The sequence below is a fragment of the Amycolatopsis oliviviridis genome (assembly GCF_014654365.1).
In the GTDB taxonomy this organism is placed as follows: Bacteria; Actinomycetota; Actinomycetes; order Mycobacteriales; family Pseudonocardiaceae; genus Amycolatopsis; species Amycolatopsis oliviviridis.
In genome coordinates, this window is sequence record NZ_BNAY01000003.1 from 112,742 (window position 1) to 137,066 (window position 24,325).

At 70.0% G+C, this 24,325-nt stretch carries 25 protein-coding genes and 1 pseudogene; 14 read left to right on the forward strand and 12 right to left on the reverse strand.

Going from position 1 to position 24,325, the window contains the following annotated elements:
• Window positions 1–12 precede the first annotated feature (12 nt).
• From IE302_RS13565 to aceA, 3 genes are all read right to left on the reverse strand, one after another.
• A complete protein-coding gene (locus IE302_RS13565) occupies window positions 13–798 on the reverse strand; it encodes a class I SAM-dependent methyltransferase (RefSeq protein ID WP_191254884.1) in 786 nt (261 codons plus the stop codon).
• Between the two features lie 263 nt (window positions 799–1,061).
• Complete coding sequence (gene aceB / locus IE302_RS13570; protein WP_191254885.1) at window positions 1,062–2,666, reverse strand: malate synthase A; 1,605 nt, start codon at window positions 2,664–2,666, stop codon at window positions 1,062–1,064.
• Window positions 2,667–2,768: 102 nt separating this feature from the next.
• On the reverse strand, window positions 2,769–4,055 hold the full coding sequence (aceA, locus tag IE302_RS13575; protein WP_072030536.1) for an isocitrate lyase: 1,287 nt from the start codon (window positions 4,053–4,055) through the stop codon (window positions 2,769–2,771).
• Between the two features lie 229 nt (window positions 4,056–4,284).
• Between aceA and IE302_RS13580 the strand changes: the two genes are divergently transcribed.
• On the forward strand, window positions 4,285–5,712 hold the full coding sequence (locus IE302_RS13580) for a short-chain fatty acyl-CoA regulator family protein (protein ID WP_191254886.1): 1,428 nt from the start codon (window positions 4,285–4,287) through the stop codon (window positions 5,710–5,712).
• Between the two features lie 76 nt (window positions 5,713–5,788).
• The gene (locus IE302_RS13585; protein ID WP_191254887.1) at window positions 5,789–6,613 is read left to right on the forward strand and encodes an NAD(P)H-binding protein; all 825 of its coding nucleotides are present in this window, start codon (window positions 5,789–5,791) and stop codon (window positions 6,611–6,613) included.
• A gap of 74 nt (window positions 6,614–6,687) precedes the next feature.
• Here IE302_RS13585 and ilvA read toward each other — a convergent pair whose 3' ends face one another.
• Window positions 6,688–7,944, reverse strand: a complete 1,257-nt coding sequence (ilvA, locus tag IE302_RS13590; protein ID WP_191254888.1) for a threonine ammonia-lyase IlvA — start codon at window positions 7,942–7,944, stop codon at window positions 6,688–6,690.
• A 95-nt stretch (window positions 7,945–8,039) separates the two neighbouring features.
• Here ilvA and ybiA point away from each other — a divergent pair, with 95 nt between their 5' ends.
• Window positions 8,040–8,606 carry a riboflavin biosynthesis intermediates N-glycosidase gene (gene ybiA / locus IE302_RS13595; protein WP_191254889.1) on the forward strand — a complete coding sequence of 189 codons (567 nt, stop codon included), beginning with the start codon at window positions 8,040–8,042 and terminating at the stop codon, window positions 8,604–8,606.
• A 117-nt stretch (window positions 8,607–8,723) separates the two neighbouring features.
• Here ybiA and IE302_RS13600 read toward each other — a convergent pair whose 3' ends face one another.
• The gene (locus IE302_RS13600; protein ID WP_005167908.1) at window positions 8,724–9,482 is read right to left on the reverse strand and encodes an acyltransferase; all 759 of its coding nucleotides are present in this window, start codon (window positions 9,480–9,482) and stop codon (window positions 8,724–8,726) included.
• 53 nt (window positions 9,483–9,535) lie between these two features.
• Here IE302_RS13600 and IE302_RS13605 point away from each other — a divergent pair, with 53 nt between their 5' ends.
• Window positions 9,536–10,495 carry a nucleoside hydrolase gene (locus tag IE302_RS13605; protein WP_191254890.1) on the forward strand — a complete coding sequence of 320 codons (960 nt, stop codon included), beginning with the start codon at window positions 9,536–9,538 and terminating at the stop codon, window positions 10,493–10,495.
• On the forward strand, window positions 10,495–11,619 hold the full coding sequence (locus IE302_RS13610) for a C40 family peptidase (protein ID WP_191254891.1): 1,125 nt from the start codon (window positions 10,495–10,497) through the stop codon (window positions 11,617–11,619). The genes IE302_RS13605 and IE302_RS13610 overlap by 1 nt, the downstream gene beginning before the upstream one ends.
• Before the next feature lie 55 nt (window positions 11,620–11,674).
• Here the strand turns inward: IE302_RS13610 and IE302_RS13615 are convergent, their stop codons facing one another.
• Complete coding sequence (locus IE302_RS13615; RefSeq protein ID WP_229907755.1) at window positions 11,675–13,036, reverse strand: flavin monoamine oxidase family protein; 1,362 nt, start codon at window positions 13,034–13,036, stop codon at window positions 11,675–11,677.
• 229 nt (window positions 13,037–13,265) lie between these two features.
• Between IE302_RS13615 and IE302_RS13620 the strand changes: the two genes are divergently transcribed.
• Entirely contained in the window at window positions 13,266–13,796 is a 531-nt protein-coding gene (locus IE302_RS13620; protein ID WP_191254892.1) for a hypothetical protein, read from the forward strand.
• A gap of 1 nt (window position 13,797) precedes the next feature.
• Here IE302_RS13620 and IE302_RS13625 read toward each other — a convergent pair whose 3' ends face one another.
• The 3 genes from IE302_RS13625 to IE302_RS13635 form a co-directional block, all read right to left on the reverse strand.
• Window positions 13,798–14,925 (reverse strand): FAD-dependent oxidoreductase, encoded by a 1,128-nt coding sequence (locus IE302_RS13625; RefSeq protein WP_191254893.1) that lies wholly within the window; start codon window positions 14,923–14,925, stop codon window positions 13,798–13,800.
• Window positions 14,926–15,024: 99 nt separating this feature from the next.
• Complete coding sequence (locus IE302_RS13630) at window positions 15,025–16,302, reverse strand: carboxylesterase/lipase family protein (protein WP_191254894.1); 1,278 nt, start codon at window positions 16,300–16,302, stop codon at window positions 15,025–15,027.
• 13 nt (window positions 16,303–16,315) lie between these two features.
• Window positions 16,316–17,221, reverse strand: a complete 906-nt coding sequence (locus tag IE302_RS13635; RefSeq protein WP_191254895.1) for an MBL fold metallo-hydrolase — start codon at window positions 17,219–17,221, stop codon at window positions 16,316–16,318.
• 102 nt (window positions 17,222–17,323) lie between these two features.
• Between IE302_RS13635 and IE302_RS13640 the strand changes: the two are divergent.
• Window positions 17,324–18,142, forward strand: a pseudogene (locus IE302_RS13640) (helix-turn-helix domain-containing protein); the annotation flags it as partial.
• A gap of 24 nt (window positions 18,143–18,166) precedes the next feature.
• Here the strand turns inward: IE302_RS13640 and IE302_RS42755 are convergent.
• Window positions 18,167–18,538 carry a VOC family protein gene (locus IE302_RS42755; protein WP_229907756.1) on the reverse strand — a complete coding sequence of 124 codons (372 nt, stop codon included), beginning with the start codon at window positions 18,536–18,538 and terminating at the stop codon, window positions 18,167–18,169.
• A 53-nt stretch (window positions 18,539–18,591) separates the two neighbouring features.
• Here IE302_RS42755 and IE302_RS13645 point away from each other — a divergent pair, with 53 nt between their 5' ends.
• A complete protein-coding gene (locus tag IE302_RS13645) occupies window positions 18,592–19,041 on the forward strand; it encodes a MarR family winged helix-turn-helix transcriptional regulator (protein ID WP_191254897.1) in 450 nt (149 codons plus the stop codon).
• 1 nt (window position 19,042) lies between these two features.
• Here IE302_RS13645 and IE302_RS13650 read toward each other — a convergent pair whose 3' ends face one another.
• A complete protein-coding gene (locus tag IE302_RS13650) occupies window positions 19,043–19,477 on the reverse strand; it encodes a hypothetical protein (RefSeq protein WP_191254898.1) in 435 nt (144 codons plus the stop codon).
• A 100-nt stretch (window positions 19,478–19,577) separates the two neighbouring features.
• Between IE302_RS13650 and lexA the strand changes: the two genes are divergently transcribed.
• Both lexA and IE302_RS13660 read left to right on the forward strand, forming a co-directional pair.
• Complete coding sequence (lexA, locus tag IE302_RS13655; RefSeq protein WP_191254899.1) at window positions 19,578–20,234, forward strand: transcriptional repressor LexA; 657 nt, start codon at window positions 19,578–19,580, stop codon at window positions 20,232–20,234.
• A 37-nt stretch (window positions 20,235–20,271) separates the two neighbouring features.
• A complete protein-coding gene (locus tag IE302_RS13660) occupies window positions 20,272–20,613 on the forward strand; it encodes a VOC family protein (protein ID WP_191254900.1) in 342 nt (113 codons plus the stop codon).
• A gap of 2 nt (window positions 20,614–20,615) precedes the next feature.
• On the opposite strand, the gene IE302_RS13665 is transcribed toward IE302_RS13660, so the two are convergent.
• Window positions 20,616–20,963, reverse strand: a complete 348-nt coding sequence (locus IE302_RS13665) for a DoxX family protein (RefSeq protein WP_191254901.1) — start codon at window positions 20,961–20,963, stop codon at window positions 20,616–20,618.
• A 137-nt stretch (window positions 20,964–21,100) separates the two neighbouring features.
• On the opposite strand from IE302_RS13665, the gene IE302_RS13670 reads away from it, so the two are divergent.
• From IE302_RS13670 to IE302_RS13685, 4 genes are read left to right on the forward strand one after another with little or no spacing between them, the layout of a single operon-like run.
• Window positions 21,101–21,709, forward strand: a complete 609-nt coding sequence (locus IE302_RS13670) for a TetR family transcriptional regulator (protein WP_191254902.1) — start codon at window positions 21,101–21,103, stop codon at window positions 21,707–21,709.
• Window positions 21,710–21,711: 2 nt separating this feature from the next.
• Window positions 21,712–22,368, forward strand: coding sequence for an enoyl-CoA hydratase-related protein (locus IE302_RS13675; RefSeq protein ID WP_191254903.1), 657 nt, complete (start codon window positions 21,712–21,714; stop codon window positions 22,366–22,368).
• A 17-nt stretch (window positions 22,369–22,385) separates the two neighbouring features.
• Complete coding sequence (locus IE302_RS13680) at window positions 22,386–23,414, forward strand: sigma-70 family RNA polymerase sigma factor (protein ID WP_191254904.1); 1,029 nt, start codon at window positions 22,386–22,388, stop codon at window positions 23,412–23,414.
• A gap of 58 nt (window positions 23,415–23,472) precedes the next feature.
• Complete coding sequence (locus IE302_RS13685) at window positions 23,473–24,321, forward strand: DUF4436 family protein (protein ID WP_229907757.1); 849 nt, start codon at window positions 23,473–23,475, stop codon at window positions 24,319–24,321.
• The last annotated feature ends 4 nt before the right edge of the window (window positions 24,322–24,325 follow it).

The window sequence follows — 24,325 nt, forward strand, 5'->3', positions numbered from 1 at the left end:
TACGTGACCGCTTCATCCCTTTCCGCCGGTCAACAGGCGCACCCGGACCGGCTCGACGAACGGGGCGTGCGGTGCCACGGCCACGCCGAGCCGTTCCTCGAATCCCGCGCGCTCGTCCGGGTTCGGCAGCAGATCCTCCGGCATCGCGGAGTACACCGCGCCGACGAGGTATTCCAAGGTGATCTCGTCCTCGTACTCGACGACCTTCTCGCCGGTGGTGAACCCGGCCGCCGCCAGGCTCGCGCGGTAGCGGTCCTGTTCCTCCTGCTCGGCACCGCAGGTGCGCACGAGCGGCTTCCCCAGCCAACCGGCCAGATACTCGCGCAGCGCGTTCGACCACGGGCTGTCGTGCAGCCACATCGGGGCGCCGTTGGTGATCACCGCGACGCCACCGCCCGGCCTCAGCAGCGGGCGCAGGGCGGGGAACAGGGTCTCGTGGTCCATCCAGTGCAGTGCCTGGCCGATGGTCACCACGCCGAGTTTCTCCTTGCCCAGCACTGCTTCCAGCGCGGGAACGTCACTGTCCGCGCCGACGAGCCAGGCGACGTTCGCGACCCCGGCGGCGGCCTTCCTGGCTTCCGCCAGCATGTCGGGTTCCGGGTCCATGCCGATGGCCGCCCGTGTCCTGGCGGCGAGCGGCAGGGTCAGCTGACCGGTGCCGCAGCCGAGGTCCAGGGCCGTGTCTTCGGCGGTGAGCCCGAATTCGGCGGCCAGCGTATCGACGACATCCGCCGGATAGCCGCGGCGATAGCGCTGATAGAACCCGGCGACCTCGCCGCTGAACTTCAGGATCGTCATCCCGCGATCATGACCGGCGAGCCGGTCCCCCGCCGCGGCTTTCGCCGTCGGCGGAAAAGCGTCGCGGAGACCCCGCTCACCGGGGTGTGAGGGTGAGCGGGGCCTCCGCGACGGAACGCACGCCCGACAGCGCTACCGGAAGAGCGCGCGCGTGAAGCGGGTCCGGCGGCGGGGAGCCTCCGCCGCCGGACCCGTTGGGCCACACCGTCCCAAACCGGTGTGGAACCCGGCCGCCCCGCGTCAGGTAGGGGCGGCCGGAGCTTCTAGTGCGTGGTCAGGTACCGCGCGTACGCGCCGGTGGTGAGGAAGCTCGGCAGCTTCTCGCCCAGCGCGGTCTCGGCGAAGATCTCGTAGGCGTCGCCGAGCCGGGTGTCCTCGCCCAGTTCGGCCCGCACCGACGCCAGCTCTTCGTCCAAATAGGACACGGCGAGTTCGCGGGTGAGCGCGGTGCCGTCTTCGAGCTTCGTGCCGTTGCGGATCCACTGCCACACCTGGCAGCGCGCGATCTCGGCGGTGGCGGCGTCCTCCATCAGGTTGTGGATCGCCGCCGCGCCGGTGCCGCGCAGCCAAGCGTCGATGTAGCGCAGCGCGACGTTGATGTTGGCGCGGACACCGGCTTCGGTGACCTCGCCGCCCGCGCTGGCGACGTCGAGCAGATCCTCGGCCGTCACGACGACGTCTTCACGCAGCTTGCCGAGCTGGTTCGGCCAGCCGCCGAGCACACCGTCGAACACCTCGCGGCAGACCGGGACGAGGCCGGGGTGCGCGACCCACGAGCCGTCGAAGCCGTCGTTCGCCTCGCGTTCCTTGTCCTGGCGCACCTTCTCCAGCGCGGTCGCGTTGATCTCCGGGTCTTTGCTCGGGATGAACGCGGCCATGCCGCCGATGGCGTGCGCCCCGCGCTTGTGGCAGGTGCGCACCAGCAGTTCGGTGTAGGCCCGCATGAACGGGACGGTCATCGTCACCTGCGCGCGGTCCGGGAGCACGAAGTCCGCGCCGTGCGAGGAGAAGTTCTTGATGACGCTGAAGATGTAGTCCCAGCGGCCGGCGTTCAGCCCGGCGATGTGCTCGCGCAGTTCGTAGAGGATCTCCTCCATCTCGAACGCGGCGGTGATCGTCTCGATCAGCACGGTCGCCCGGACGGTGCCGCGCGGGATGCCGAGTTCCCGTTGCGCCAGCAGGAAGACGTCGTTCCACAGCCGCGCTTCGAGGTGGTTCTCCAGCTTCGGCAGGTAGAAGTACGGTCCGCTGCCGCGGGCCAGCAGCTGGCGCGCGTTGTGGAAGAAGTAGAGGCCGAAGTCGACCAGGCTCGCCGAGACCGGGCGGCCGTCGATGCGGATGTGCTTCTCCACCAGGTGCCAGCCGCGGGGGCGGGCGACGATCGTCGCGGGCTCGTCGCCGATCGTGTAGCGCTTGCCCGCCTCGGTGGTGAAATCGATGTTGCGGCGGATCGCGTCGAACAGGTTGAGCTGGCCGTCGATGACGTTGTGCCAGGTCGGCGAGGTCGCGTCCTCGAAGTCGGCGAGCCAGACCTTGGCGCCGGAGTTGAGCGCGTTGACCGTCATCTTGCGGTCGGTCGGGCCGGTGATCTCGACGCGGCGGTCTTCGAGACCGGGCGCCGCCGGGGCGACAGACCAGCTGCTGTCGTCGCGCACGGAGCGCGTCTCGGGCAGGAAGCCCAGCGGCTTCTCACCGGACTGCAGCTCTTCGCGGCGCAGACGGCGGGCGTCGAGCAGCTCGCGGCGGCGGCCGGCGAACGCGTTGTCGAGTTTGGCCACGAAGTCCAGTGCGGCCGGGGTGAGGATCTCGTCGAACCGGTCACCGGCGGGTCCGCAGACGTCGATCCGGTAGTTCAGCTTCTCAACCATGGTGTGCCTCCGCTGGGCTTCGCGAAAGAAAGTCGGGGATGGAAGGGAGGTGGCGGTCCTCCGGGGTCGAAAGACCGCCACCTGTCACCTACTTGCGGTGGATCAGAACTGCTCGGCCTCGGTGGAACCCGCGAGCGCGGTGGTCGAGCTCTCCGGGTTCAGCGCGGTCGCGACGTTGTCGAACCAGCCGGTGCCGACCTCGCGCTGGTGCTTCGTGGCGGTGTAGCCGCGGTCCTCCGAAGCGAACTCGCGCTCCTGCAGGTCGACGTAGGCGGTCATGCCTTCGCGGGCGTAACCGTGCGCCAGGTCGAACATCGAGTAGTTCAGGGCGTGGAAGCCGGCCAGGGTGATGAACTGGAACTTGTAGCCCATGTGGCCGAGCTCGCGCTGGAACTTCGCGATCGTCGCGTCGTCCAGGTGCTTCTTCCAGTTGAACGACGGCGAGCAGTTGTAGGCCAGCATCTGGTCCGGGTACTTCGCCTTGATCGCCTCGGCGAACTGGCGGGCGACCTCGAGGTCCGGCTTGGAGGTCTCCATCCACAGCAGGTCGGCGTACTCGGCGTAGGCCAGGCCGCGGTCGATGCAGGGGTCGATGCCGTTGGTGACGTTGTAGAAGCCCTCGGCGGTGCGCTCGCCGGTGACGTACTTGCGGTCACGCTCGTCGACGTCGCTGGTGATCAGCGTGGCGGCCTGCGCGTCGGTGCGGGCGACGATCAGCGACGGCACGTTCAGCACGTCCGCGGCGAGGCGGGCGGCGTTCAGCGTGCGCTCGTGCTGCTTGGTCGGGATCAGCACCTTGCCGCCGAGGTGACCACACTTCTTCTCGGAAGCGAGCTGGTCCTCCCAGTGCACACCCGCGGCGCCGGCGGCGATCATGCCCTTCATCAGCTCGAAGGCGTTGAGCGGGCCACCGAAGCCGGCCTCGGCGTCGGCGACGATCGGGGCGTACCAGTCGATGTCGGTGTTGCCCTCGGCCCAGTTGATCTGGTCGGCGCGGCCCAGCGCGTTGTTGATGCGGCGGACGACGGCGGGCACCGAGTTGGCCGGGTAGAGGCTCTGGTCAGGGTAGGTCTGGCCGGAGAGGTTGGCGTCGGCGGCGACCTGCCAGCCGGACAGGTAGATGGCCTTGAGGCCGGCGCGGACCTGCTGCACGGCCTGGTTACCGGTCAGGGCGCCCAGCGAGTGGACGTAGTCCTCGTTGTGCAGGAGGTCCCACAGCTTCTCCGCACCGCGGCGGGCGAGCGTGTGCTCTTCGACCACACTGCCGCGCAGCTTGACCACGTCAGCCGCGGAGTACGAACGCTTCACGCCCGCCCAGCGGGGGTCGGTCTCCCACTGCTTGGCCAGTTCGGCGGCCGCCTGCTCCAGCTGCTGCGCGTGCTGAGTCATCGGATTCTCCCGGGTGTTGCGAAGTTTGCGAGTGATCGCCTTTCCTGATTCGACCCTGACACGGCAGGGGAAATCCGATCCAGGGCTCCAATTTGCCAATTTCTGCGAAGCTTCCGTAGCATCTTGCAAAGGTTGCGAATCTTGCGTTCGCAAGCGGAGCGAAAATCCACGGGCTTGACCGTTCACTGAATCGTTCAGGCCCGGAAACCTTGCGGACAGAGAGGCCTCAGTGGACAAAACCTTCGCCGGAGCGAAGCTGCGGCATCTGCGCGAAAGCCGGTCGATGAGCCAGGCGGATCTCGCTCGTGTGCTGGAGATCTCACCCAGTTACCTCAATCAGATCGAGCACAACTCGCGTCCGCTGACCGTCCCGGTGCTCCTTCGCATCACGCAGGCGTTCGGAGTGGACACCGAGTTCTTCGCGAACAACGACACCGCCCGGCTCGTCGCCGACGTGAAGGAGGCTCTGCTCGACGAGGTGCTCGGCGTCGACGTCACCAACAGCGAGCTCAACGACCTCGCCACCAACCTGCCGACGATCGCCCAGGCCCTGGTCAAACTGCATCGCAGCTACCGCAACGCCGTCGAGAACACGGCCGCGCTGACCATGGAGAACGGCCTCGGCCTGCACGGCAGCGCCGCCACCGCCCTGCCGCACGAAGAGGTCCGCGACTTCTTCTACGAGCGAGAGAACTACGTCGCCGAGCTGGACGAACGCGCCGAACGGATGGCGCAGGACATCCCGCTGCAGCGCGGCCAGGTGCTCGCGTCGCTGAAGGAGACGCTGATCCAGCGCTACGGCGTCGACGTCACCAGCGAAGGCATCGACGAGGCCAACGGCCAGCAGCACCGGTACGAACCGGGGCCGCGGGTGCTGCGGCTGGCGCCGAGCCTGCGTGTCGGGCAGCAGGCGTTCCGGATGGCCTCGCAGATCGCCCTGCTCGAATACGACGACCTGATCACCGAACTCGCCGACTCCTGGGCGTTCTCCGGGCCCGCCGCGCGGTCACTGGCCCGCGTCGGGCTCGCGAACTACTTCGCGGGCGCGCTGATCCTCCCCTACGGACCGTTCCTGGCCTGCGCGGAACGCTTCCGCTACGACATCGAGCGGCTGTGCGACCACTTCGGCGTCGGCTTCGAGACCGTCTGCCACCGGCTCTCGACCTTGCAGCGGCCGAAGAACCGCGGCGTGCCGTTCTCGTTCGTGCGCGTCGACCGGGCCGGGAACATGTCGAAACGCCAGTCCGCGGCCGGTTTCCACTTCTCCCGCGTCGGCGGCGCGTGTCCACTGTGGAACATCTACGAGGCGTTCACCCAGCCGGGCAAGATCCTCACCCAGATCGCGACCCTGCCCGACGGCAAGAGCTACTTCTGGATCGCGCGGACGGTGTCGCGCAACATCGGCGGCTACGGCAGCCCCGGCAAGACGTTCACCGTCGGCCTCGGCTGCGAGCTGCGGCACGCGAAACGGCTGATCTATTCGACCGGGCTCGACCTCGACGACCGCGCCGCCGCCACCCCGATCGGCATGGGCTGCAAAGTCTGCGAACGGCCGGCCTGTTCGCAGCGCGCGTTCCCCACGATCGGCAAACAGCTGACGGTCGACGAGAACACGAGCACCTTCGTCCCGTACCCGGCGGTACCCAAGGCGCCTTGAGCCGTCTTGATCTCCCTGGCAGGGTTGCCGACGACGGCCGCGGCGTGACCGCGGCCACCACACTGGGGAGAACTGCATGATCTTGGTGACCGGGGCAGGCGGGAACGTCGGCTCGGAACTGACCGCGATCCTGACCCGCGACGGACATTCCGTGAGAGCGCTGGTCCGCACGCCGCGGCCACTGCCCGACGGCGTCGAAGGGGTGATGGGCGACCTCAACGAACCGACGAGCCTGAAGACCGCGTTGGAAGGTGTCCGGGCGGTCTTCCTGCTCGGCGGCTACGACGACATGTCCGGCGCGCTCGCGGTGATGCGCGGCGCGGGCGTCGAGCAGGTGACGCTGCTGTCGTCGCGTTCGGTCGTGGGCGGGCGGCCCGACAACGCCGTCGCCGGGATGCACATGGCGGCCGAGGCGGCGGTGCGCGCGTCGAAGCTGGCTTGGACCTTCCTGCGGCCGAGCGGGTTCATGTCCAACACGCTGCAGTGGATACCGCAGCTCCAGGCCGGGGACGTCGTGCGCGAGCCGTTCGCGAACGTGCCGGTGGCGACGATCGATCCGTACGACATCGCCGCCGTCGCCGCGGAATCCCTGACCACGCCGGGACACGAGGGCCGGGCGTACGCCATCACCGGTCCGGGTTCATTGCGGCCAGCCGACCGGCTGCGCGTGCTGAGCGAACTGCTGGGGCGGAAGCTGCGGCTGGAACCGCTGCCGGACGCCGAGGCCCGGGTGACGATGAGCGCGGAGATGCCGGAGAAGTACGTCGACGCGTTCTTCCGCTTCTTCGCCGAGGGCGAGTTCGACGACTCCGTGGTCACGGGTGCCGTCCAGGACCTCACCGGACGGGAACCACGCCCGTTCGCGATCTGGGCACGAACCCACCTCGCCGCTTTCCGCTGATCGCGTTTCGTCCTCTGGATGCGGTCGTTGCACGCGCAAGTACCGCATTCAGAGGACGAAACGCGGGCGGCGGGTCACACCAGGAAGTGGAACAGCGGGCTGCCCGGTTCCACCCGCTCCACCTGCAACGGGCTCACCTCCAGCCGGTGCAGCAGTCCTTCGAGGTCACCCGGCCGCGCGAGTTCGACGCCGATCAGCGCCGGACCGGTCTCGCGGCTGTTGCGCTTCACGTACTCGAACCGCGTGATGTCGTCGTCCGGCCCGAGGACCTCGTCGAGGAACCGCCGCAGCGCGCCGGGCTCCTGCGGGAACCCCACCAGGAAGTAGTGCTTCAGTCCTTCGTGGATCAGCGACCGTTCGAGCACTTCGCCGTAGCGGCTGACGTCGTTGTTGCCGCCGGAGACGACGCACACCACGATCTGCCCGGGGTCGATCTTCACCGTCGTGCCCAGCGCGGCGGTCGCGAGCGCGCCGGCGGGTTCGGCGATCACGCCGTCGGACTGGTACATCGAGAGCATTTCCGTGCAGATCGCGCCCTCGGCGACGTCGGTGAGCTCGACACCGCCGTCGCGGACCAGCGGGTACGTCACCGATCCGGCCAGCGCGACCGCCGCACCGTCCACGAACGTGTCGACGGCTTCGAGCCGCACCGGCTCACCGGCCGCCAGCGCGGCGGCCATGCAGGTCGCGCCCGCCGGTTCGACCCCGACGATCCGCATCTCCGGCGCCCGTTCCGCGGCCCACGCGGCGATCCCCGCGAGCAGGCCGCCACCGCCGACCGGCACCACCATGACGTCCGGGACGAACCCGAGCTGCGCGACGACCTCCATCGCGACCGTGCCCTGCCCGGCGACCGTCTCTGGCGCGTCGAACGCGGGGACCAGTGTCGCGCCGGTGCGCTCCGCGTCCTGCTTCGCCGCGGTGAAGGCGTCCTCATAGGTCTCGCCGACGACGATGACCTCGATGTGCGAGCCGCCCAGCGTCGCGATCCGCTCGCGTTTCTGCCGGGGAGTCGTGCCGGGGACGTAGACGCGGCCGTCCGCGCCGAGACGGCGGCACGCGTACGCGACGCCCTGCGCGTGGTTGCCCGCGCTCGCGCAGACGACACCGCGCTCCCGGTGCTCCGCGTCGAGCTGGACGATGAAGTTGTAGGCACCGCGGATCTTGTACGAGCGCACGGTCTGGAGGTCTTCGCGTTTGAGCCAGACCCGGGCGTCGACCCGCGCCGAGAGCCGCTCGTTCGGTTCGAGCGGCGTGCGGGTCACCACCCCGGCCAATCGCTTGGCGGCCTCTTCGACCGTTCGGGCGCTCACCGTTTCGATCCCTTGCACGAATGCTGAATGTACTGACCGCCCCGGCCCACTGCGGAGAGTGGTCCAGTGGGTGGGCAACGGGGTTGTCGGTGGTCTGTGGTCCACTGGTCGCCATGGTGAGCAAGGTCGACGGAGTCCGGAGTCTCGATGCGTTGCGCGAGCTGGTCCACAGCGGCGCGGAGCCCGAGTACCAGCTCTTCTACGGCCACACGCCGCTCAAGAGCGGCCGGGTCAACGCGGCCTGCCTGAGCCAGTGGTGGATCGCGCCGTTCGTCGCGGGCGGCGAGCGGTACCCGACGGCCGAGCACTACATGATGGCGGGCAAGGCGGAACTGTTCGGCGATCACGAGGCCGCGGCGGCCATCCGTCAGGCGCCGGACCCGAAGACCGCGAAGATCCTCGGCCGCGAGGTCTCCGGTTTCGACGCCGAGACGTGGGAACGGCACCGTTTCGACGTCGTCGTCGACGGCAACCTGGAGAAGTTCCGCCAGCACGCCGAGGAGCGTGAGTTCCTGCTGAGCACGGGTGACAAGGTGATCGTCGAGGCGTCGAGGATGGACCTGGTCTGGGGCAGCGGCGTCGCCCGCGAGGACAAGAACGCCACGCGCCCCGACTACTGGCGCGGGCAGAACCTCCTGGGCTTCGCGCTCATGGAGGTCCGTGAGCAGCTGCGCGGCTAGCCGGCCGGTCAGCGCGAGGGCGTGACTCGCGTGATCAGACACCGCACTCGCGTGCTTGAAGACGTGACTCACGTGTTTGAAGGCGGATCTCGCGAGTTCCGTCTTCAAACACGCGAGTCACGAGTCCACGCCCAGGGTTTTCTGGAGCGCCTTGTTCGCCTTGCGCGCCATGTCCGCGACGGCCTCACGGCGGGCGGCGTCGGCGGCGTAGTCGTCCTGCCTGTTCCGGACGACGCGCGCCGGCGAACCGACGGCGATCGAGTAGTCCGGGATGTCGCCCCGCACCACGGCGTGCGCGCCGAGGACACAGCCGCGGCCGACCCGGGTGCCCTTGAGCACGGAGACCTTGGTGCCGATCCAGGTGTCCGGCCCGATCCGCACCGGCGACTTCACGATCCCCTGGTCCTTGATCGGGACGGTGATGTCGGTGGTGACGTGGTCGAAGTCGCAGATGTACACCCAGTCCGCGACGAGCGTGGCCGCGCCGAGTTCGATGTCGAGGTAGCCGTTGAGCACGTTCTGGCGGCCGAACACCGCCTTGTCGCCGATGCGCAGGGAACCCTCGTGGCAGCGGATGGCGTTGCCGTCGCCGATGTGCACCCAGCGGCCGATCTCCAGCCGTCCGTAGCCGGGACGGCAGTGGATCTCGACGTCCTTGCCGAGGAACACCATCCCCCGCAGGATGATGTGCGGGTTCGCGACCCGGAACTTCAGCAGCCGCCAGTACCGGACCAGGTACCAGGGCGTGTACGCGCGGTTCCGCAGCACCCAGCGCAGCGAATCCTTGGTCAGGAATTTCGCCTGACGCGGATCACGACGGGCCTGGCCCCAGGCGCGGAGCCGCGTCAGCGCGGGCGCACCCCACATGGACGTCATACCGGTGACCGTAACCTGTGATCAGGCCGCCGACCGCAAAGGGGAGCACGCGCATGGGCACCAAGCTGATCATCGACACCGACCCGGGGGTCGACGACGCCTTCGCGCTGGCTTTGGCCACGCGATCCGAGGACGTCGACCTGCTCGGTGTGACCACGGTGTTCGGCAACGTCCCGCTGAGCCACACCACCGCCAACGCGCGCCGCCTGCTGCAGCTCTTCGGCCGCGAAGACGTCCCGGTCGCCGCGGGCGCCTCGCGGCCGCTGGTCTACGACAACGCCAAGCCCGCCGGGTTCGTCCACGGCGAGGACGGCCTGTCCGGCCACGCCGGCACGCTGCCGGAGGCGAAGCGCCCGCTCGACGAACGCGGCGCCGTCCGCCTGCTGGTGGACCTGCTGGAGGCCGCCGACGAGCCCGTGACCATCGCCCCGATCGGCCCGCTCACGAACATCGCGCTGCTGCTGGCGGCGCATCCGGAGATCCGCGAGAAGATCGGCCGGATCGTCATCATGGGCGGCGGGGTGACCAAGGGGAACTCCACCACGGCCGCCGAGTTCAACATCTGGAGCGACCCTGAGGCCGCGCGCCGGGTGCTGGTCGACGGGGACATCCCGACCGTGCTGGTCCCGCTCGACATCACGCACCAGTGCTCGGTCGACACGGATTGGCTCGGCAAACTCGCCGCGTCCGGCCCGCTCGGCGCGGCGCTCGAAGCGCTGACCCCGACCTACGTCCGGCACTACACGCCGATCCTCGGCATCCCCGGGATGGTCATGCACGACGCGGTCGCGGTGGCCGAAGCGATCCGGCCGGGCATCCTCCACACCGAGTCGTACCCCGTGGACGTCGAGTGCGGCTTCGGCCCCGCGCGCGGCGCGACGCTCGTAGACCGGCGAAGGCTGCGAAGCACCGATCCGCAGGCCGTGCCGGGCCGCACCGTCGACGTCGCGCTGACCACCGACGTCGACGCCTTCCGCGAGTTCGTCCTCGGCCGGATCACCGGGGGCCGGTGATGGAGCAGGAGACCTCCCGCCGCCGCAGACTCCCGGTGATCATCGCCGCCGTGGTCGTCGCGGGCGCCGCCTTGATCGCCGCCATCACCTTCGCGCCGAAGGACGAGCCGAAGACGGAGGCCGCCGCCGTCCAGTCGTCGGCGCCGCCCTCGCCGCCGCCTTCGACCGCCCCCGCCGAGATACCGAAGGAACAGCCGAAGGTCCCGCAGCAGATGGGGCAGGAGTTCGACGCCTGGGTGTCGAAGACCAGCGGCTGGCTCGACATCCCGCTGCGCGCGATGACCGGCTACGCGAAGACCACCGTGACGCTGAGCAAGGAGACGCCGGGCTGCCGGCTGTCCTGGGTGACGCTGGCGGCGCTCGGGAAGATCGCCTCGGACCACGGCCGCGCCACCGGTTCGAGCGTGAACGCCGACGGCGTGCTGACCGTGCCGCTCGGCGCGGTCGAGGTCCGCGACTTCTACAACAAGGTCGTCTCGTCCGCGAACGCCAGCGGCCCGCTGCAGCTGACCCCCGCGGTGTGGAACCAGTTCCAGGCTTCGGCGAGCGGGGCGAAACCGAACCCGCAGAACATCGACGACGCCACGCTCACCGCCGGACGCGCCCTGTGCGCGGGCGGGCGCGACCTCGGCCAGGGCCAGACGTGGTGGAACGCGGTCAGCACCCTGCAGCCCGCGCCGCTGCTGATGCACCGCACCCTCGCGACGGTGAACGTCTACGGCACCGTCGGCCAGAGCCCCCAGGCGCCGAACGCGGCGGCGCTGAGCGCGGTCAACTTCGCCATCGACAAGATCGGCCTGCCCTACGTCTGGGGCGGCAACGGCACCGGCGGCGGCGACCCGGGTTTCGACTGCTCCGGCCTGACGACGGCCGCGTACGCGAGCGCCGGCGTCAAGCTCATGCGCACCGCCCACACGCAGTACCACAGCGTGAACAAGGTGACCGATCCCCAGCTGGGCGACCTGATCTTCTACGGCGAGCCGAACACGAAGATCCACCACGTCGGGCTGTACATCGGGAACCAGCAGATGATCGACGCCCCGCAGACCGGGCAGGCGGTGCAGGTGCACACCTACCGGAAGCAGGGCGACGACTATGCCGGGGCGGGCCGCCCGACGGCCTGAAGTCGTGGCCCGCGGCCCGCCGCCGCGCCGGCCCTGCCAACCGCGATCCTGGTGCTCATCGAGGCAGAAGCGGTGTGACGGCGTCCGCCGCAGCCTCACCAGAGCGCACCGCGCCCTCGATGTAGCCGTACCAGCGCGTCGAGGTTTCCGTTCCCGCCCAATGGATCCGGCCGCAGGGTGCACGCAGGGCCGAGCCTGACCCGGTCCAGGCACCCGGCGGGAACACCGCCGAGTAAGCGCCTCGTGTGAACGGTTCCTCGTTCCAGTTCCGCTCGGCGAAGCCCAGGGGCGCACCGGCTCGTGAACCGAAGAGGCGGGTCAGCGCGTCGAGCAGGATCCTTCGGCGGACGGCTGGGGAACGCGTCCCGAGTTCCCTGGCCGCCGCGCCGGTGACGAACCCGATCAGGACACCCCTGCCGCCGGATCGCGGGCTGCTGTCGACGGTCATCGCGATCGGGCCGCGCAGGCTCAACGCGGCACCGCTGAGATCCGCCTGCCGCCAGAACGGCTCCGTGTACGTGGCGACGCATTTGAGCACGCTGCCCATCGGAAGCCGCTGCACCAGGTTATCGCGCGCGGGCGGAAGCGGTGGGTGGAAACCGATCCGGGCAGCGAGCGGCGGTGCCACCGCGACCACCGCGTACCCGGCCCGCCAGGCGGTTCCGTCCTCGGCGGTCACCGTGACACCGGAATCGTCCTGCTCGATCCGCCGGACCGGCTCGCCGAGCCGCAGGACCGGGCCCAGCCGCTCGGCGAGCTTCCCGGCGAGGCCGTGGGCGCCGCCGTCCAACCGGTCTTGTTGCGCGCCGCCTTCGACGTCGGTCAACGCCGACAGGCTGCCCGCGGCCCTGATGTAGAACAGCGCGTGCAAGAGCGACAGTTCACTCGGTTCGCAGGCCCAGATGGCCTGGCAGGCGAGTGTGAGGAACCGGCGCCCGCCCCGGGTCTTCGCGGTGCGATCGATCCAGGTCCGCAAGGTCTGCCCGTCGAACGCGTCCGGGCCGCGCCAGGGCGTCTCGGTGTCGACGGAGCGGGCGAGCCTGTCGAGACGGGACTGGGCTCGCCCGACGTCGAGCAGCGTCAACGGGCCGAGTTTCGGCACCATGCCACGAAACCCGCGCAAACGCCCGGTCTCGGTTTCGAGAAGGTTCGCCCCCGCCGTGTACGTCTGGAAGACGGCCACGCCGAGTTCCTCGGCCAGCGCGTACACCCGGTCCTGACCTGGTCCTATGAACTGGCCGCCGAGATCGACGGCCTCGCCGCCGACTTCGGCACCGACGGTGCGGCCGCCTGCTTGAGGGCAGGCTTCGAGCAGAAGAACCCGTACTCCGCGACCGCGGAGACGATGCGCGCAAACGAGACCTGCCATACCGGCGCCGACCACGACGACATCGATCTCGGAACTGTGGTGGGACACGAACCCTCCTGGTAGGTGAGTCGTGTTCGCGGCCAGCACGAACACGACAGCGCACCCACCTACCACCACGGCGCTGACTTGGATTGTCTTCAATTGTCGGCGCAGATCATTTCCATTCGGCGCCACGGTGTCAACCGGTCAGGCGGTGCAGGTGCACACCTACCGGACGCCGGGCGACGATTACGCCGGAGCCAGCCGCCCGACGGCCGGATCCGCCTAGAGTGACCGCGTGTATTCACCGATCCCGGTCCTGAACGAACTGAAGGATCTCTACGACTCGACCCGCGACTACCTCGCCGACGGCTTCGAGCTGTACGGCTACGACGACAAGGAACGCTTTCCCCAGGAACTGGACGATCCGGAGTTCCTGTCCCGGTTGATCCCCATCGCCCAGGCGAACGGAAGCGGCTCGACGTACGCGATCTGGCGGTCCTCCGACGAGCCGGACCTCGCCCTGCTGCCTGTCGTGGTCTTCGGCGACGAAGGCGGCGAGCACGTCATCGCCCGCGACTTCCGGGATTTCCTGCGCCTGCTGGGCCACGACACCGAAATCACCGTCGACCACGACTCGGCCTACTACTTCCGGGACGAAGACGACGATCACAGCGGCTCGCACGAGATGTTCGTCGCGTGGCTCCGGGAACGCGGCCTGGCACCGGCAGAGGACCCGGACGCCGTGATCGCCGCCGCCCAGGAGATCCACGGGGAGCGGTTCCGGGCGTGGCTCACCCCGTTCTACGAAAAACTCGGCTGGGCCTGACTCAGTCCCGCCGCTCGAAGATGTTGAGCAGCTGCTGGGGGATCTCGTCGCCGAAGATGCTTTCGAGCAGGAAGTCCTCCTCGAGGGGCGTCTCACAGCGGATGAACATCGCCAGCTCGTACTCGGCGAGCGCGGCCTCGACGTCGCCGGGACGCGCGGCGAGGGCCTTGCCGAGCTCGGCGCCGTCGAGCATGGCCAGGTTGGCGCCTTCCCCGTTCGCCAGCGCAAGATGGGCGGCGTCGCCGAGCAGGGTGACGCCCGGGACGCGTTCCCACCGCAGTCCGGACGGCAGCGCGTAGGCGGGACGGTGGATCGGCGCGATGTCGCTTTCGGTGATCAGCGCGGTGAGTTCCGGCGACCAGCCGTCGAACTCCGCCGCGATCCGCGCCTTGGCCGCTTCCGCGTCCGTGAAGTCGATGGCGTCGAACCACGCCAGCGGCTTCGCGAGTTCCACGTAGGCGTGCAGGGTGTCGCCGCTTTCCCGGTGGGCGTTGATGCTCAGGCCGGGTTCGATCCCGTTCCCGAACATCGACCCGCCGCCGACCGTCTTCGCCACGTCCGCGTGCCGGGTGTCCGAGTCGAACAGATAGGTCTCGACGATCGACGTCCCGCTGTATTCGGGCCTGGCGTCCGTGAGCAGCGGCCGAATCCGCGACCACGCGCCGTCCGCGCCGACCAGCAGCTCGGCGACGACGGTAGTGCCGTTCTCGAAAGTCACCTCGTGGCGGCCGTCGTCGAGTGTCCGGGCACCGACGACCTTGTGTCCCCAGCGGACGGTGCCTTCGGGGAGCGAGTCGAGCAGCATCCGCCGCAGGTCACCGCGCTGCGCCTCGGGACGGCCGCCGGTGCCGTCGTCCTCTCGCTCGAACAGGACGGTCCCGTCGATGTTCAGGACCCGCAGCGCCTGGCGGCCTTCCAGGACGATGCCGCGGAACTCGTCCATCAGTCCCGCCGACTCCAGGGCGAGCTGGCCGTTGTAGTCGTGGATGTCGAGCATCCCGCCCTGCAGCCGCGCGGTCGGGGACGCTTCCGCCTCGTAGACCGCGGACGGGATGCCGTGGACGTGCAGGACGCGGGCCAGGGTGAGGCCGCCGAGCCCGGCGCCGATGATCGTGACAGGGGTGTTCATGGTGACTCCTCGGATCGCGACTGGAATGACATTCCAGAGACTGTCGCGGTCCGCTGGCAGGCCACGCACACGGCGCTGGCACCGGCCTGGCACGTCCTGTCAGCCGAAGAACTCGACGGCGTCGTATTCGGCCCAGCCTGGGTCGCCGGTCCTGGCGAACGCGACCCACGCGCCGTGCGTCCTGGCCGCGAGCCCTTCCGGGACGGGATCGGGGCCGAGGAGACCGGTTTCGCCGTGCAGCCACGGCTCGTCGGCGACGTCGAAGACGAACGGCAGCTCGACGGTGTGAGCGGCGCCGAGCCGTCCGCTCAACGCTGTCGAGCGGTAGCCGAACGAGTAGACGTACGTGCGGCCTTCCGAGACCCGCGCGTGCGCCCGCGCCATCCGCGCCGTCCCGGCCCCGAACAGCGTTTCCCCGAGTTCGGCGGGATTCGCCGTGCCATAAAGGTTTCCTTCCTCGGTAGTGGTGCCGATGAGCAGGTCGACGTCGCCGCCGAGGAGCCCGTCGGCGGGCTGGACCGGCAGCACCAGGCTGAACGGGCTCAGCCCCGCCAGCGGATCCGGCGCGGTCTCGGTCCGCAGGTCGAGACCGGCCAGCGCGGGCAGGACCTCCAGGAACCGCTCGTCCGGGAGCTCCCCGAACGCTTCCGCGGTGGGCTCGACGTTCAGCGCCGAAGCCACCGCCGCGGTGACCCGGCCCGCCTGCTCCGGCGTGAACGCGCCGATCCCGCTGCCGCTCTGGACGATCGCCCGCCGGAACAGCCCCTTGGCTTCCGGCGCCGCCAGCAACGCTCCGGTGAGCGTGGCGCCCGCGGACTGCCCGAAGACGGTGACGTTGCCCGGGTCTCCGCCGAACGCCGCGATCGTGTCCCGCACCCAGCCGAGCGCGGCGATCACGTCGAGCAGGCCCCGGTTGGCCGGAGCGCCCGCCAGGTCGAGGAAACCGGGGACGCCGAGGCGATAGTTCACCGTCACCAGGACGACGCCGTCGCGTGCGAACGCCCTCCCGTCGTAGAGCGCGGCGCGGTTCGAGCCGGTGACGAAACCGCCGCCGTGCACGAAGACCATGACCGGACGCTTGCCGTCGTCCGCCGCGGGCGTGGAGACGTCGACGGTCAGGTACTCCTCGCCGCGCACCCAGCCCGGCCCGAAATACGGCGTCAAGTCGAGCGCGCCGAAGTCGCGCACCGGCTGGGGCGCCGTCGGTGACGGCCGGGTCGCGTCGCGGACGCCGGACCAGCCGGGGTGCGGAACCGGCGGCCGGAAGCGGCCGGGACCGAGCGGAGCGGCCGCGTACGGGATGGCGCGGTAGAGCTCGCCGAAGGAATCGCGGCGGCCGCGGACCGAGCCAGCCGGGGTTTCTGCTCGCGGGTACACGAAAACGGTCCTTTCAGGAGAGGTGGGAGAAGCCGGCCCATCGCGCGATCGCGAACTTCGACCCGCGGCGTTCGACCCGCACGGCGCCCTGGGCACCGAAGTGCGCGGGGAAGAGGAGCGCGTCGCCGTCGGCGGCCTGGCCGAGCAGTTTGTGCCGGGTGGCCCGGGAACCGGCCGGGTCTTCGCAATAGGGCGAATTGGTGTCCGGCTCGACGATCTGCAGCGCGGTGTGCACTAGGTCCCCCACGAACAACGCCCGCTCCCCGCCCGATTCCAGGGTGAGCACGGAAGAGCCGGGAGTGTGGCCGGGGGCGAGGTCGAGCCGCAGGTTCCGGTCGATCCGGTACGTGCCGTCCCACAGGTGGGTCAGCCCCGCCTCGTGGACCGGCGCGACACTGTCCTCGAAGACGTTCTGGTTTCCGCGCCCCAGCACGGAATCGTGCGCTTCGGCGGGGTTCCAGAATTCGAAGTCGGGCCGCGCCATCAGGTACGTGGCGTTCGGGAAGGTCGGCACCCAGGCGCGGCCGTCGAGCCGGGTGTTCCAGCCGACGTGGTCGATGTGCAGATGGGTGTTCACGACGACGTCGACGTCCTCGGGCCGCACGCCGGCGGCCGCGAGGTTGTCCAGGTAGGCGGTGTCGAGCCGGTTCCAGACCGCCGCGTAAGGCCGTTCCTTGTGGTTGCCGACGCCGGTGTCGACGAGGATCGTGCGCCCTTCGCTGCGGATCAGCCAGGACTGGAGCGCGGCGCGGCATTCGTTGGTCTCGGGGTTCCAGAAGTCGGGCGCGAGCCAGCCTCGATGTTCGTCCCACGAGCCGTCCGGGCTGTCCGGCAGGAATTCGGCCGGGGTCATGCCGAGTGAGCCGTAGAACTCCTTGACGCGGGTGACCGTGACCTCTCCGATGGTGATCTCGTCCATGCCGTCGAGCCTGGTCACCGGGCCGGGCGCGAACCACGCCCGCCTTGTCCTCCCACTGGGAGGGTGTGGCTGCGGCGGGGCGGGCCACGGATACTCGGGATCATGGACGGACCTGGCCCGCTCGGCGACTTCCTGCAGGCGCGAAGGGCTCGGCTGCGCCCGGAAGACGTCGGCCTGCGCGACTTCGGGGCGCGCCGCCGGGTGGCGGGGCTGCGGCGCGAGGAACTGGCCCAGCTCGCGGGTGTCAGCGTCTCGTATTACGCGCGGCTGGAGCAGGGCATGTCACGCGGCGCCTCGGCCGAGGTGCTCGACGCCATCGCCCGCGCCCTGCGGCTCGACGGCCACGAACGCGAACACCTCGACCGCCTCGCCGGCGCCGCCCGCCGCACGCCACGGGCGCGCCGTCCGCGGCCCGAGAAGCTCCACGACGAGACCCGGGACCTCCTCCGGACCGTCGACGCGCCCGCGCTGGTGCTCGGCCGCCGCTCCGACGTCCTGGCGTGGAACCCCCTCGGCCACGCCCTGCTGGGCGGGCACCTGGATTTCCACGCCCCGGACGACCCGGCGCGGCGGCCGAACATGAGCCGGATGCTGTTCCTGGACCCGCACAACCGGGAGCTGTACGTCGAGTGGAAGCGGAAGATCCGCGCGGCGGTCGGGAATCTGCGGATCTCCGTCGGCAGGCATCCCGACGACCCGCTGCTCGCGGAACTGATCGGCGAGCTGACGATGAAGAGTCCCGAGTTCGTCTCGCTCTGGGGCGATCACCGCGTGCAGCCCTGCGACGCGGCGGCCTACGAGCTGCGTCATCCGGTCGTCGGCACGGTGACGGTGACCCAGCAGACCCTGTCGATCGCCCGCTCGCCGGACCAGCTGCTGATCGTGTGCACGACCCCCGCGGACTCTTCCGACGCGCGGGCCCTGGCGCTGCTCCGGCAGGTGAGCTCAGGCCTTGTCGTGCAAGGTGATCGCGTAGCCGTCCGGGTCGGCGAAGGTGAACGTGCGGCCGAACGGCCCGTCGAACGGCTCCGTGAGGATGGTGACGCCCGCGTCGACGAGCCGGTCGTGCAGCGCCTGGGTGTCGTCGGCGTGCAGCCACAGCGCCACTCCTGACCCCGGCCGCGGGGTGATGGCGTCGAGATCCGTCCCCGGCACGGGTTCCCGCACCGCGAACGGGATCGTCTTGGTGCCGAACACCACCGCGTGGGGTGGTGCGACGGGCAGCCTGGTCAGTCCGAGGTGGGTCTCGTAGAACGCGGCGGCTCGGTCGAGGTCGCGCACCTGCAGCGAGAAGAAATCGGGTCCGGTCACGGTCATGTCGTCCTCCATGTCAGTGTGTTGACATCGCAAAGGTATGTCATGATGCTGACATGAGTCAAGGCGAGACGGTCGGCCCGCTGGAGCAGTCGGTGGGGTACCTGCTGAAACGAGCGGCGACGGCGCTGCGCACGGCCATGGACACCGCGTTGCGCCCCCTCGACCTCACGGTGCCGCAGTACTCCTGCCTCGAAGTGCTGTCACAGCGGCCGGGCCTGTCCAACGCGGAACTGGCCAGGGCCGTGTTCGTCACCCGGCAGTCGATGAACCTCGTGCTGCGCGGCTTGCAGGACCGCGGCCTGGTCACCCGCCCGGCGACGGCGCCGCAGGGCCGCGCGCTGCCCAGCACCCTCACCCCCGCCGGACGCGCCCAGCTCCGCGCCGCCAGCGGTCTCGTGCGCGAGGTCGAGAAGCGGATGCTCGAACCGTTTTCCGCGCCCGGCCGGGATCGGCTGCTGCACGACCTCGCCGCCTGCGTCGGCGCGCTGTCCCCGCAAGAGTGACTCAGGACCGCGTGCTCACCATCGTCTCCGGCTTGAACGCGAACACGTCGTCGCCCTGGACGAGCACGTGCCATTCGCCGCAGACCTTGTCCGTCCGGCTCTCCTGCCCCTCCGGCCACCACTGGGCGGCGAGCGTGGCCGCCTGCGTCGCGGCCGCTCCCGGCGCGCATTCGGCGGGCAGCGTGCCGCCGGTGAACCGCAGGATCCGCTCCGAACCCGTCGTCCGGATGACCTCCGTGACCGACCTCGCCCGGTCCGGGACCCAGTCCGGCAGCCGGGCGTCCTTGTCGCGCTTGCCCTCCGCGCCGGTCGTGTAGCCGACCGTCTTGACGTGTCCGTTCGCCTTTTCCGTCAGGCCTTCCTTGAGTCCGCATCCGGACAGCGCGACAGTGGCGGTCGCGGCGGCGAGGACGGCGGCGGTGATCTTCGTGTTCATACGATCGAGTCAACCTCGCCGGAGCCCTCGCGGGATCGGACTTTCGGCCCGGCCGGGGCGGCCATCCGGCCGATCTTCACGGCGAACTACCATTCCGACGATGACCGCCTACCACGATCTTGACGTGTTCGAGGAAGCCGCTTCGCTGCCGGAGCGCCAGCAGAAGATCCTGCTGACCATCCGCGAATGGGTGGTGGAGCACGGGTACTCGCCGAGCACGCGCGAGATCGGCGAAGCGGTCGGGCTGCGCTCGACGTCCTCGGTGTCGAAGCATCTGGCGGCCTTGGAGGAGAAGGGTTTCCTCCGCCGCAGCAGCTCCATTTCCCGCCCCATCGACGTCCGCGCCTTCCTGCACGGCACCGCGTCGCGGGAATCCACAGAGGACTCCGTACCGGTTCCCGTCGTCGGTGACATCGCCGCGGGAACGCCGATCTCGGCCGTCGAGCACGTCGACGACGTGATGACCCTGCCGCGCGAACTCACCGGGCGGGGCAACGTCTTCGGGCTGCGGGTACGCGGCGACTCGATGATCGACGCGGCGATCTGCGACGGCGACATCGTCGTGGTGAAGCAGCAGCAGGAGGCGCATTCCGGGCAGATCGTCGCCGCGATGATCGACGAAGAGGCCACCGTGAAGGTGTACCGCCGCCGCGACGGTCACGTGTACCTCGAACCGCGCAACCCCGCCTACGACGTCATCGACGGTGATCGCGCGGCCGTGCTGGGCGTCGTGGTTTCGGTGCTGCGCAGCGTCTGAGACGGTTCTGTCGGTGGTCCGGAGTAGCTTCCGGCCCATGTACGAAATCGACTTCGTGGAGTTCCCGTCCGGTTCGGCGGCGGATTCGAGCCGGTTCTTCGAAAAGGCCTTCGGGTGGACGGCGACGGCGTACGGCCCGACGTACACCGACGTCCAGAGCGGCGGCGCGGTCTCGTTCGGCTTCCAGCAGGACACCGCGCAGCAGACGAGCGCGCCGCTGGTGACGATCCGCACCGACGACCTCGAGCGGGCGAGGGGTTCCGTCGAGGCCGCGGGCGGGGTCGTCACGGTCGAACCGTTCTCGTTCCCGGGCGGGCGCCGGTTCCACTTCCGCGAGCCCGGCGGCGCCGAACTCGCGGTGTGGTCCCCGGACTCCTGACCTCAGGCGGCGAACCCGAGCACCAGCGAAGCGGCGACGGGCGCCATGTACATCAGCGGGAACGCGACGTGCGACGCCCAGTGCGCGCGGAGCACGGTGATCACGGCGCCGGCGAAGTAGAGCACCAGGCCGATCCCGGCGGCGACCCCGAGCGCGGGCACCCACAGGCCGGCGATCAGGCCGAGCGCGCCCGCCGCCTTGGCGACGCCGAGCGGGGTCCACCAGGTGCGCGGAACGCCGTAGTCGGCGAGCGGCTGCACGACCCACTTGGCACGGAAGAAGATCGAGGCGGCCGAGAAGGCGGCCATGAACGCGCCGAAGACGGTGACGATGACGTAAGCGGTGTTCATTTCGGTTTCTCCTTGCGGTCTCGGTGATTCGCCGGGTTGACCCCGGCCACCGGACCGATGTGACAGCTCGGCGCGTGAAGCGGCTCACACTCCCGGACGGCGCAGTTTTGGAGCAACTGCTCTGTTATTCTCGCCTGATGGCCCGCCCCCGCGTGCACGACTTGGACCGGCTGCTCGACGTGGCCGAGCGTCTCGTCGTCGAGCGCGGCGCCCGAGGCGTCACCGTCCGGTCGCTCGCGGCCGCCGCGGGGGTCCCCAATGGCACGATCTACCACGCTTTCGGCTCACTCGGCGCCTTGCTGGCCCGCGTCTGGCTCCGCGCGGCGAGCGGATTCCTCGACCTCCAGACCGAACTGGCCGAGCAGGCGGCGGACCCCGTCGCGGCGGTCGCGGCCGCGGCGGACGCGCCTGCCGCGTTCGCCGACGGCAGGCCGGACGCCGCCCGCCTGCTCATCACCGTCAAGAAGGAGCATCTGCTCGGCCCGCAGGTCCCCGACGACCTCGCGGGCGACCTCCTGGCGCTCGACAAACGCCTGGTCGCGCTGCTGGTCAAGCTCGCCGAACGGCTCTGGGACCGGCGGGACGCGCGAGCGGTCGAGGTGCTGACGACCTGCGTGGTCGATCTGCCGACCGCCCTGTTCCGCCGCGCGTTCACCGCGGGCGAGCCGATCCCCGAAGACGCCCGCGTCCGCCTGGCCGCCGCGGTTCACGCCATACTCCTGCTCCCACCCCCACGAAAGGACTGACCATGCCGACCCTTCGTCACGACGCCCCGGTGTTCCTCCTGGACCTCGGCGACGACGAAAACCGTTTCTCGCCGTCCTGGCTGGAAACCGTCCACAGCCAGCTGGACACCGTCGTCGCCTATCCGGATCCGGCGGTCCTGGTCACGGTCGGATCCGGGAAGTTCTACTCCAACGGCCTCGACCTCGAATGGCTCACCAGCAACCCCGCGCAGGCCGCGCAGTACGTCGCCGACGTCCACGAACTGCTGGCCCGCGTGCTCACCCTCGGCGTGCACACGGTCGCCGCGATCAACGGGCACGCGTTCGGCGCCGGGGCCATGCTGGCGATGGCGCACGACTTCCGGGTGATGCGCGCCGACCGCGGGTTCTTCTGCTTCCCCGAGGCCGACATCAACATCCCGTTCACGCCGGGGATGGCCGGGCTCATCCAGGGCAAGCTCACCCCCGCCGCAGCGATCGCGTCGATGACCACGGGGCGGCGCTTCGGCGGCACGGACGCGCGGGATCTGGGGCTCGTGGACGCCGTCGCCGAGAAATCCGCGCTGCTGGAGTACGCGGCCGACCTCGTCCGCCCGCTGGCGGGCAAGGACCGTGGCACGCTGGCCGCGATCAAGACGACAATGTTCACCCCGGCCCTCACCGCGCTTCGCGCCAAGTAAGGGCACAATCATCGACTGTGAGCGAAGATATCCTGCGCGCCGAGGACCCGGACGTCGCCGAAGCCCGTAACGGGGACGACGCGGCGTTCAACCGCCTGGTAGAGCCGCTGCGCCGCGAGTTGCACGCCCACTGCTACCGCATGCTCGGCTCGACCCACGACGCCGACGACGCCCTCCAGGACGCGCTCCTGCGGGCCTGGCGGGGGCTGGACCGGTTCGAGGGCCGGAGCTCGATGCGGACCTGGCTCTACACCGTCGCCACCCGCACCTGCCTCGACACCGCCGCCGCGCGCGGCAAGCGCGCCCTGCCGATGGACCTCGGCCCGTCGAGCGAGCGGGCGGTGCTCGAACACGCCCCGGTGACCGAGGTCGCGTGGCTCGGCCCGTACCCCGACGGGCGCCTCGGCCGGGGCCCGGCGGGTCCGGACACCCGGTACGAGCAGCGCGAGGCCGTCGAGCTGGCGTTCGTCGCCGCGCTGCAGCACCTGCCGGGCAACCAGCGGGCCGCGCTGCTGCTCTTCGACGTCCTCGGCTTCTCCGCCGCCGAGATCGCGTCCATAATGGACACTTCGGTCGCGGCGGTGAACAGCGCGCTGCAACGCGCGCGGGCGATCGTGGCCGAGAAGGTCCCGTCGCCCAGCCAGCAGCAGACACTGCGGAAGCTCGAAGACGCCCGGGTCCGCGAGATCGCCGCGGATTTCGCCTCCGCGCTGGACCGGGGCGACGCCGAAGCGCTCGTGGCGCTGCTGACCGAGGACGTCACCTGGTCCATGCCGCCGCTCGCGCACTGGTACCGGGGCATCGAGGCCGTCTCCGACTTCGCCGTCGAGGTCCCGATCAGCCGGTGCCCGAGCTGGCGCAACGAGGTCATCACCGCCAACGGCCAGCCGACCGTCGCCTGCTACGTCGGCGAGTCGGCGGACGCCGTCCACCACGCCTGGTCGATCAACGTGCTGTCGCTGCGGGACGACCGCATCCACGAGATCACCTCGTTCCTCGACCCGGCGCTGTTCGCGGAGTTCGGTCTTCCCCCGACCAAGCCCTGATCACCCCTCAGCATGACAACGGCGGCCGAACCGGCCCCGGCCTGCCACGATGGCCGCCATGCCAAAGATCACGCCGGTGTTCAAGGTCGTCGCTCCCGTGCTGGCCGTGGTCATCGCCGCCGGGCTCGGCCTGTGGCTGTACGCCGCGGACCGGACCGCGGGCGACACCGGGCACTGGGCCGGCTCGCACGCCCCGGACCGGATCGAGGTCAACGCGTCGGTCCTCAAGGTGGACGCCGCCGCACGGGAGGCCGTGCTGCGCGTGCTGGTCGTCCCGCTCGGGCGATTCGGGGAGGACGACGGCGTCGCGCCGACCGCCGAACTGCGGCTGCTGACCTCCTCCAGTCTTCGCGACGACCGCGTCTTCCCCGCGCACCAGCGGATCTCCAGTCTCGACATCCCGATCGCACTGACCGGCGGGACCGTCACGGACTACCCGTTCGACGGCTACGAGGCACGGATCGAGTTCGCGGCCGTCCACGGCGGGGAACCCGCCCCCGTACTGTTCACACTGGACAAAGTGGACAGTCTGTTCTCCTTCTCCGTCAAGGACTATCGCGCGGCGGAGGACCAGGGCGGCCTCGACGTCCGGTTCAGCCGCTCCACCAGCGTGCTGGTCTTCGCCCTGTTCATGATGATCACCATGTGGGGCCTGGCCATCGCGGTCTTCTTCGGCGCGCGGCATCTGATCGCGCGAAGGAAGGGCCTGGTGTGGCCGTCGTTCGGGTTCATGGCCGCGACACTGTTCGCGCTCGCCGGATTCCGCAATCTGGCCCCGGGTTCGCCACCGATCGGCTCACTGCTGGACTACACGGCCTTCCTGTGGGCCGAGGTCGTCATCGCGCTGTGCGTCGTGGTCGCGGTGGTCGCCGGCGCGATCACCGAACAGCGCGAACCGGACGCCTGATGAG

Bases quoted from the DNA above. Each gene is read 5' to 3' on its own strand.
- IE302_RS13660 (WP_191254900.1), top strand. From the start codon at position 20,272: ATGTACGAAATCGACTTCGTGGAGTTCCCGTCCGGTTCGGCGGCGGAT.
- IE302_RS13585 (WP_191254887.1), top strand. From the start codon at position 5,789: ATGATCTTGGTGACCGGGGCAGGCGGGAACGTCGGCTCGGAACTGACC.
- lexA (WP_191254899.1), top strand. From the start codon at position 19,578: ATGACCGCCTACCACGATCTTGACGTGTTCGAGGAAGCCGCTTCGCTG.
- aceB (WP_191254885.1), bottom strand. From the start codon at position 2,666: ATGGTTGAGAAGCTGAACTACCGGATCGACGTCTGCGGACCCGCCGGT.
- IE302_RS13625 (WP_191254893.1), bottom strand. From the start codon at position 14,925: ATGAACACCCCTGTCACGATCATCGGCGCCGGGCTCGGCGGCCTCACC.
- IE302_RS13665 (WP_191254901.1), bottom strand. From the start codon at position 20,963: ATGAACACCGCTTACGTCATCGTCACCGTCTTCGGCGCGTTCATGGCC.
- IE302_RS13605 (WP_191254890.1), top strand. From the start codon at position 9,536: ATGGGCACCAAGCTGATCATCGACACCGACCCGGGGGTCGACGACGCC.
- IE302_RS13645 (WP_191254897.1), top strand. From the start codon at position 18,592: ATGAGTCAAGGCGAGACGGTCGGCCCGCTGGAGCAGTCGGTGGGGTAC.
- IE302_RS13675 (WP_191254903.1), top strand. From the start codon at position 21,712: ATGCCGACCCTTCGTCACGACGCCCCGGTGTTCCTCCTGGACCTCGGC.
- IE302_RS13565 (WP_191254884.1), bottom strand. From the start codon at position 798: ATGACGATCCTGAAGTTCAGCGGCGAGGTCGCCGGGTTCTATCAGCGC.
- IE302_RS42755 (WP_229907756.1), bottom strand. From the start codon at position 18,538: ATGACCGTGACCGGACCCGATTTCTTCTCGCTGCAGGTGCGCGACCTC.
- IE302_RS13600 (WP_005167908.1), bottom strand. From the start codon at position 9,482: ATGACGTCCATGTGGGGTGCGCCCGCGCTGACGCGGCTCCGCGCCTGG.
- IE302_RS13685 (WP_229907757.1), top strand. From the start codon at position 23,473: ATGCCAAAGATCACGCCGGTGTTCAAGGTCGTCGCTCCCGTGCTGGCC.
- ybiA (WP_191254889.1), top strand. From the start codon at position 8,040: ATGGTGAGCAAGGTCGACGGAGTCCGGAGTCTCGATGCGTTGCGCGAG.
- IE302_RS13670 (WP_191254902.1), top strand. From the start codon at position 21,101: ATGGCCCGCCCCCGCGTGCACGACTTGGACCGGCTGCTCGACGTGGCC.
- IE302_RS13650 (WP_191254898.1), bottom strand. From the start codon at position 19,477: ATGAACACGAAGATCACCGCCGCCGTCCTCGCCGCCGCGACCGCCACT.
- IE302_RS13635 (WP_191254895.1), bottom strand. From the start codon at position 17,221: ATGGACGAGATCACCATCGGAGAGGTCACGGTCACCCGCGTCAAGGAG.
- IE302_RS13610 (WP_191254891.1), top strand. From the start codon at position 10,495: ATGGAGCAGGAGACCTCCCGCCGCCGCAGACTCCCGGTGATCATCGCC.
- aceA (WP_072030536.1), bottom strand. From the start codon at position 4,055: ATGACTCAGCACGCGCAGCAGCTGGAGCAGGCGGCCGCCGAACTGGCC.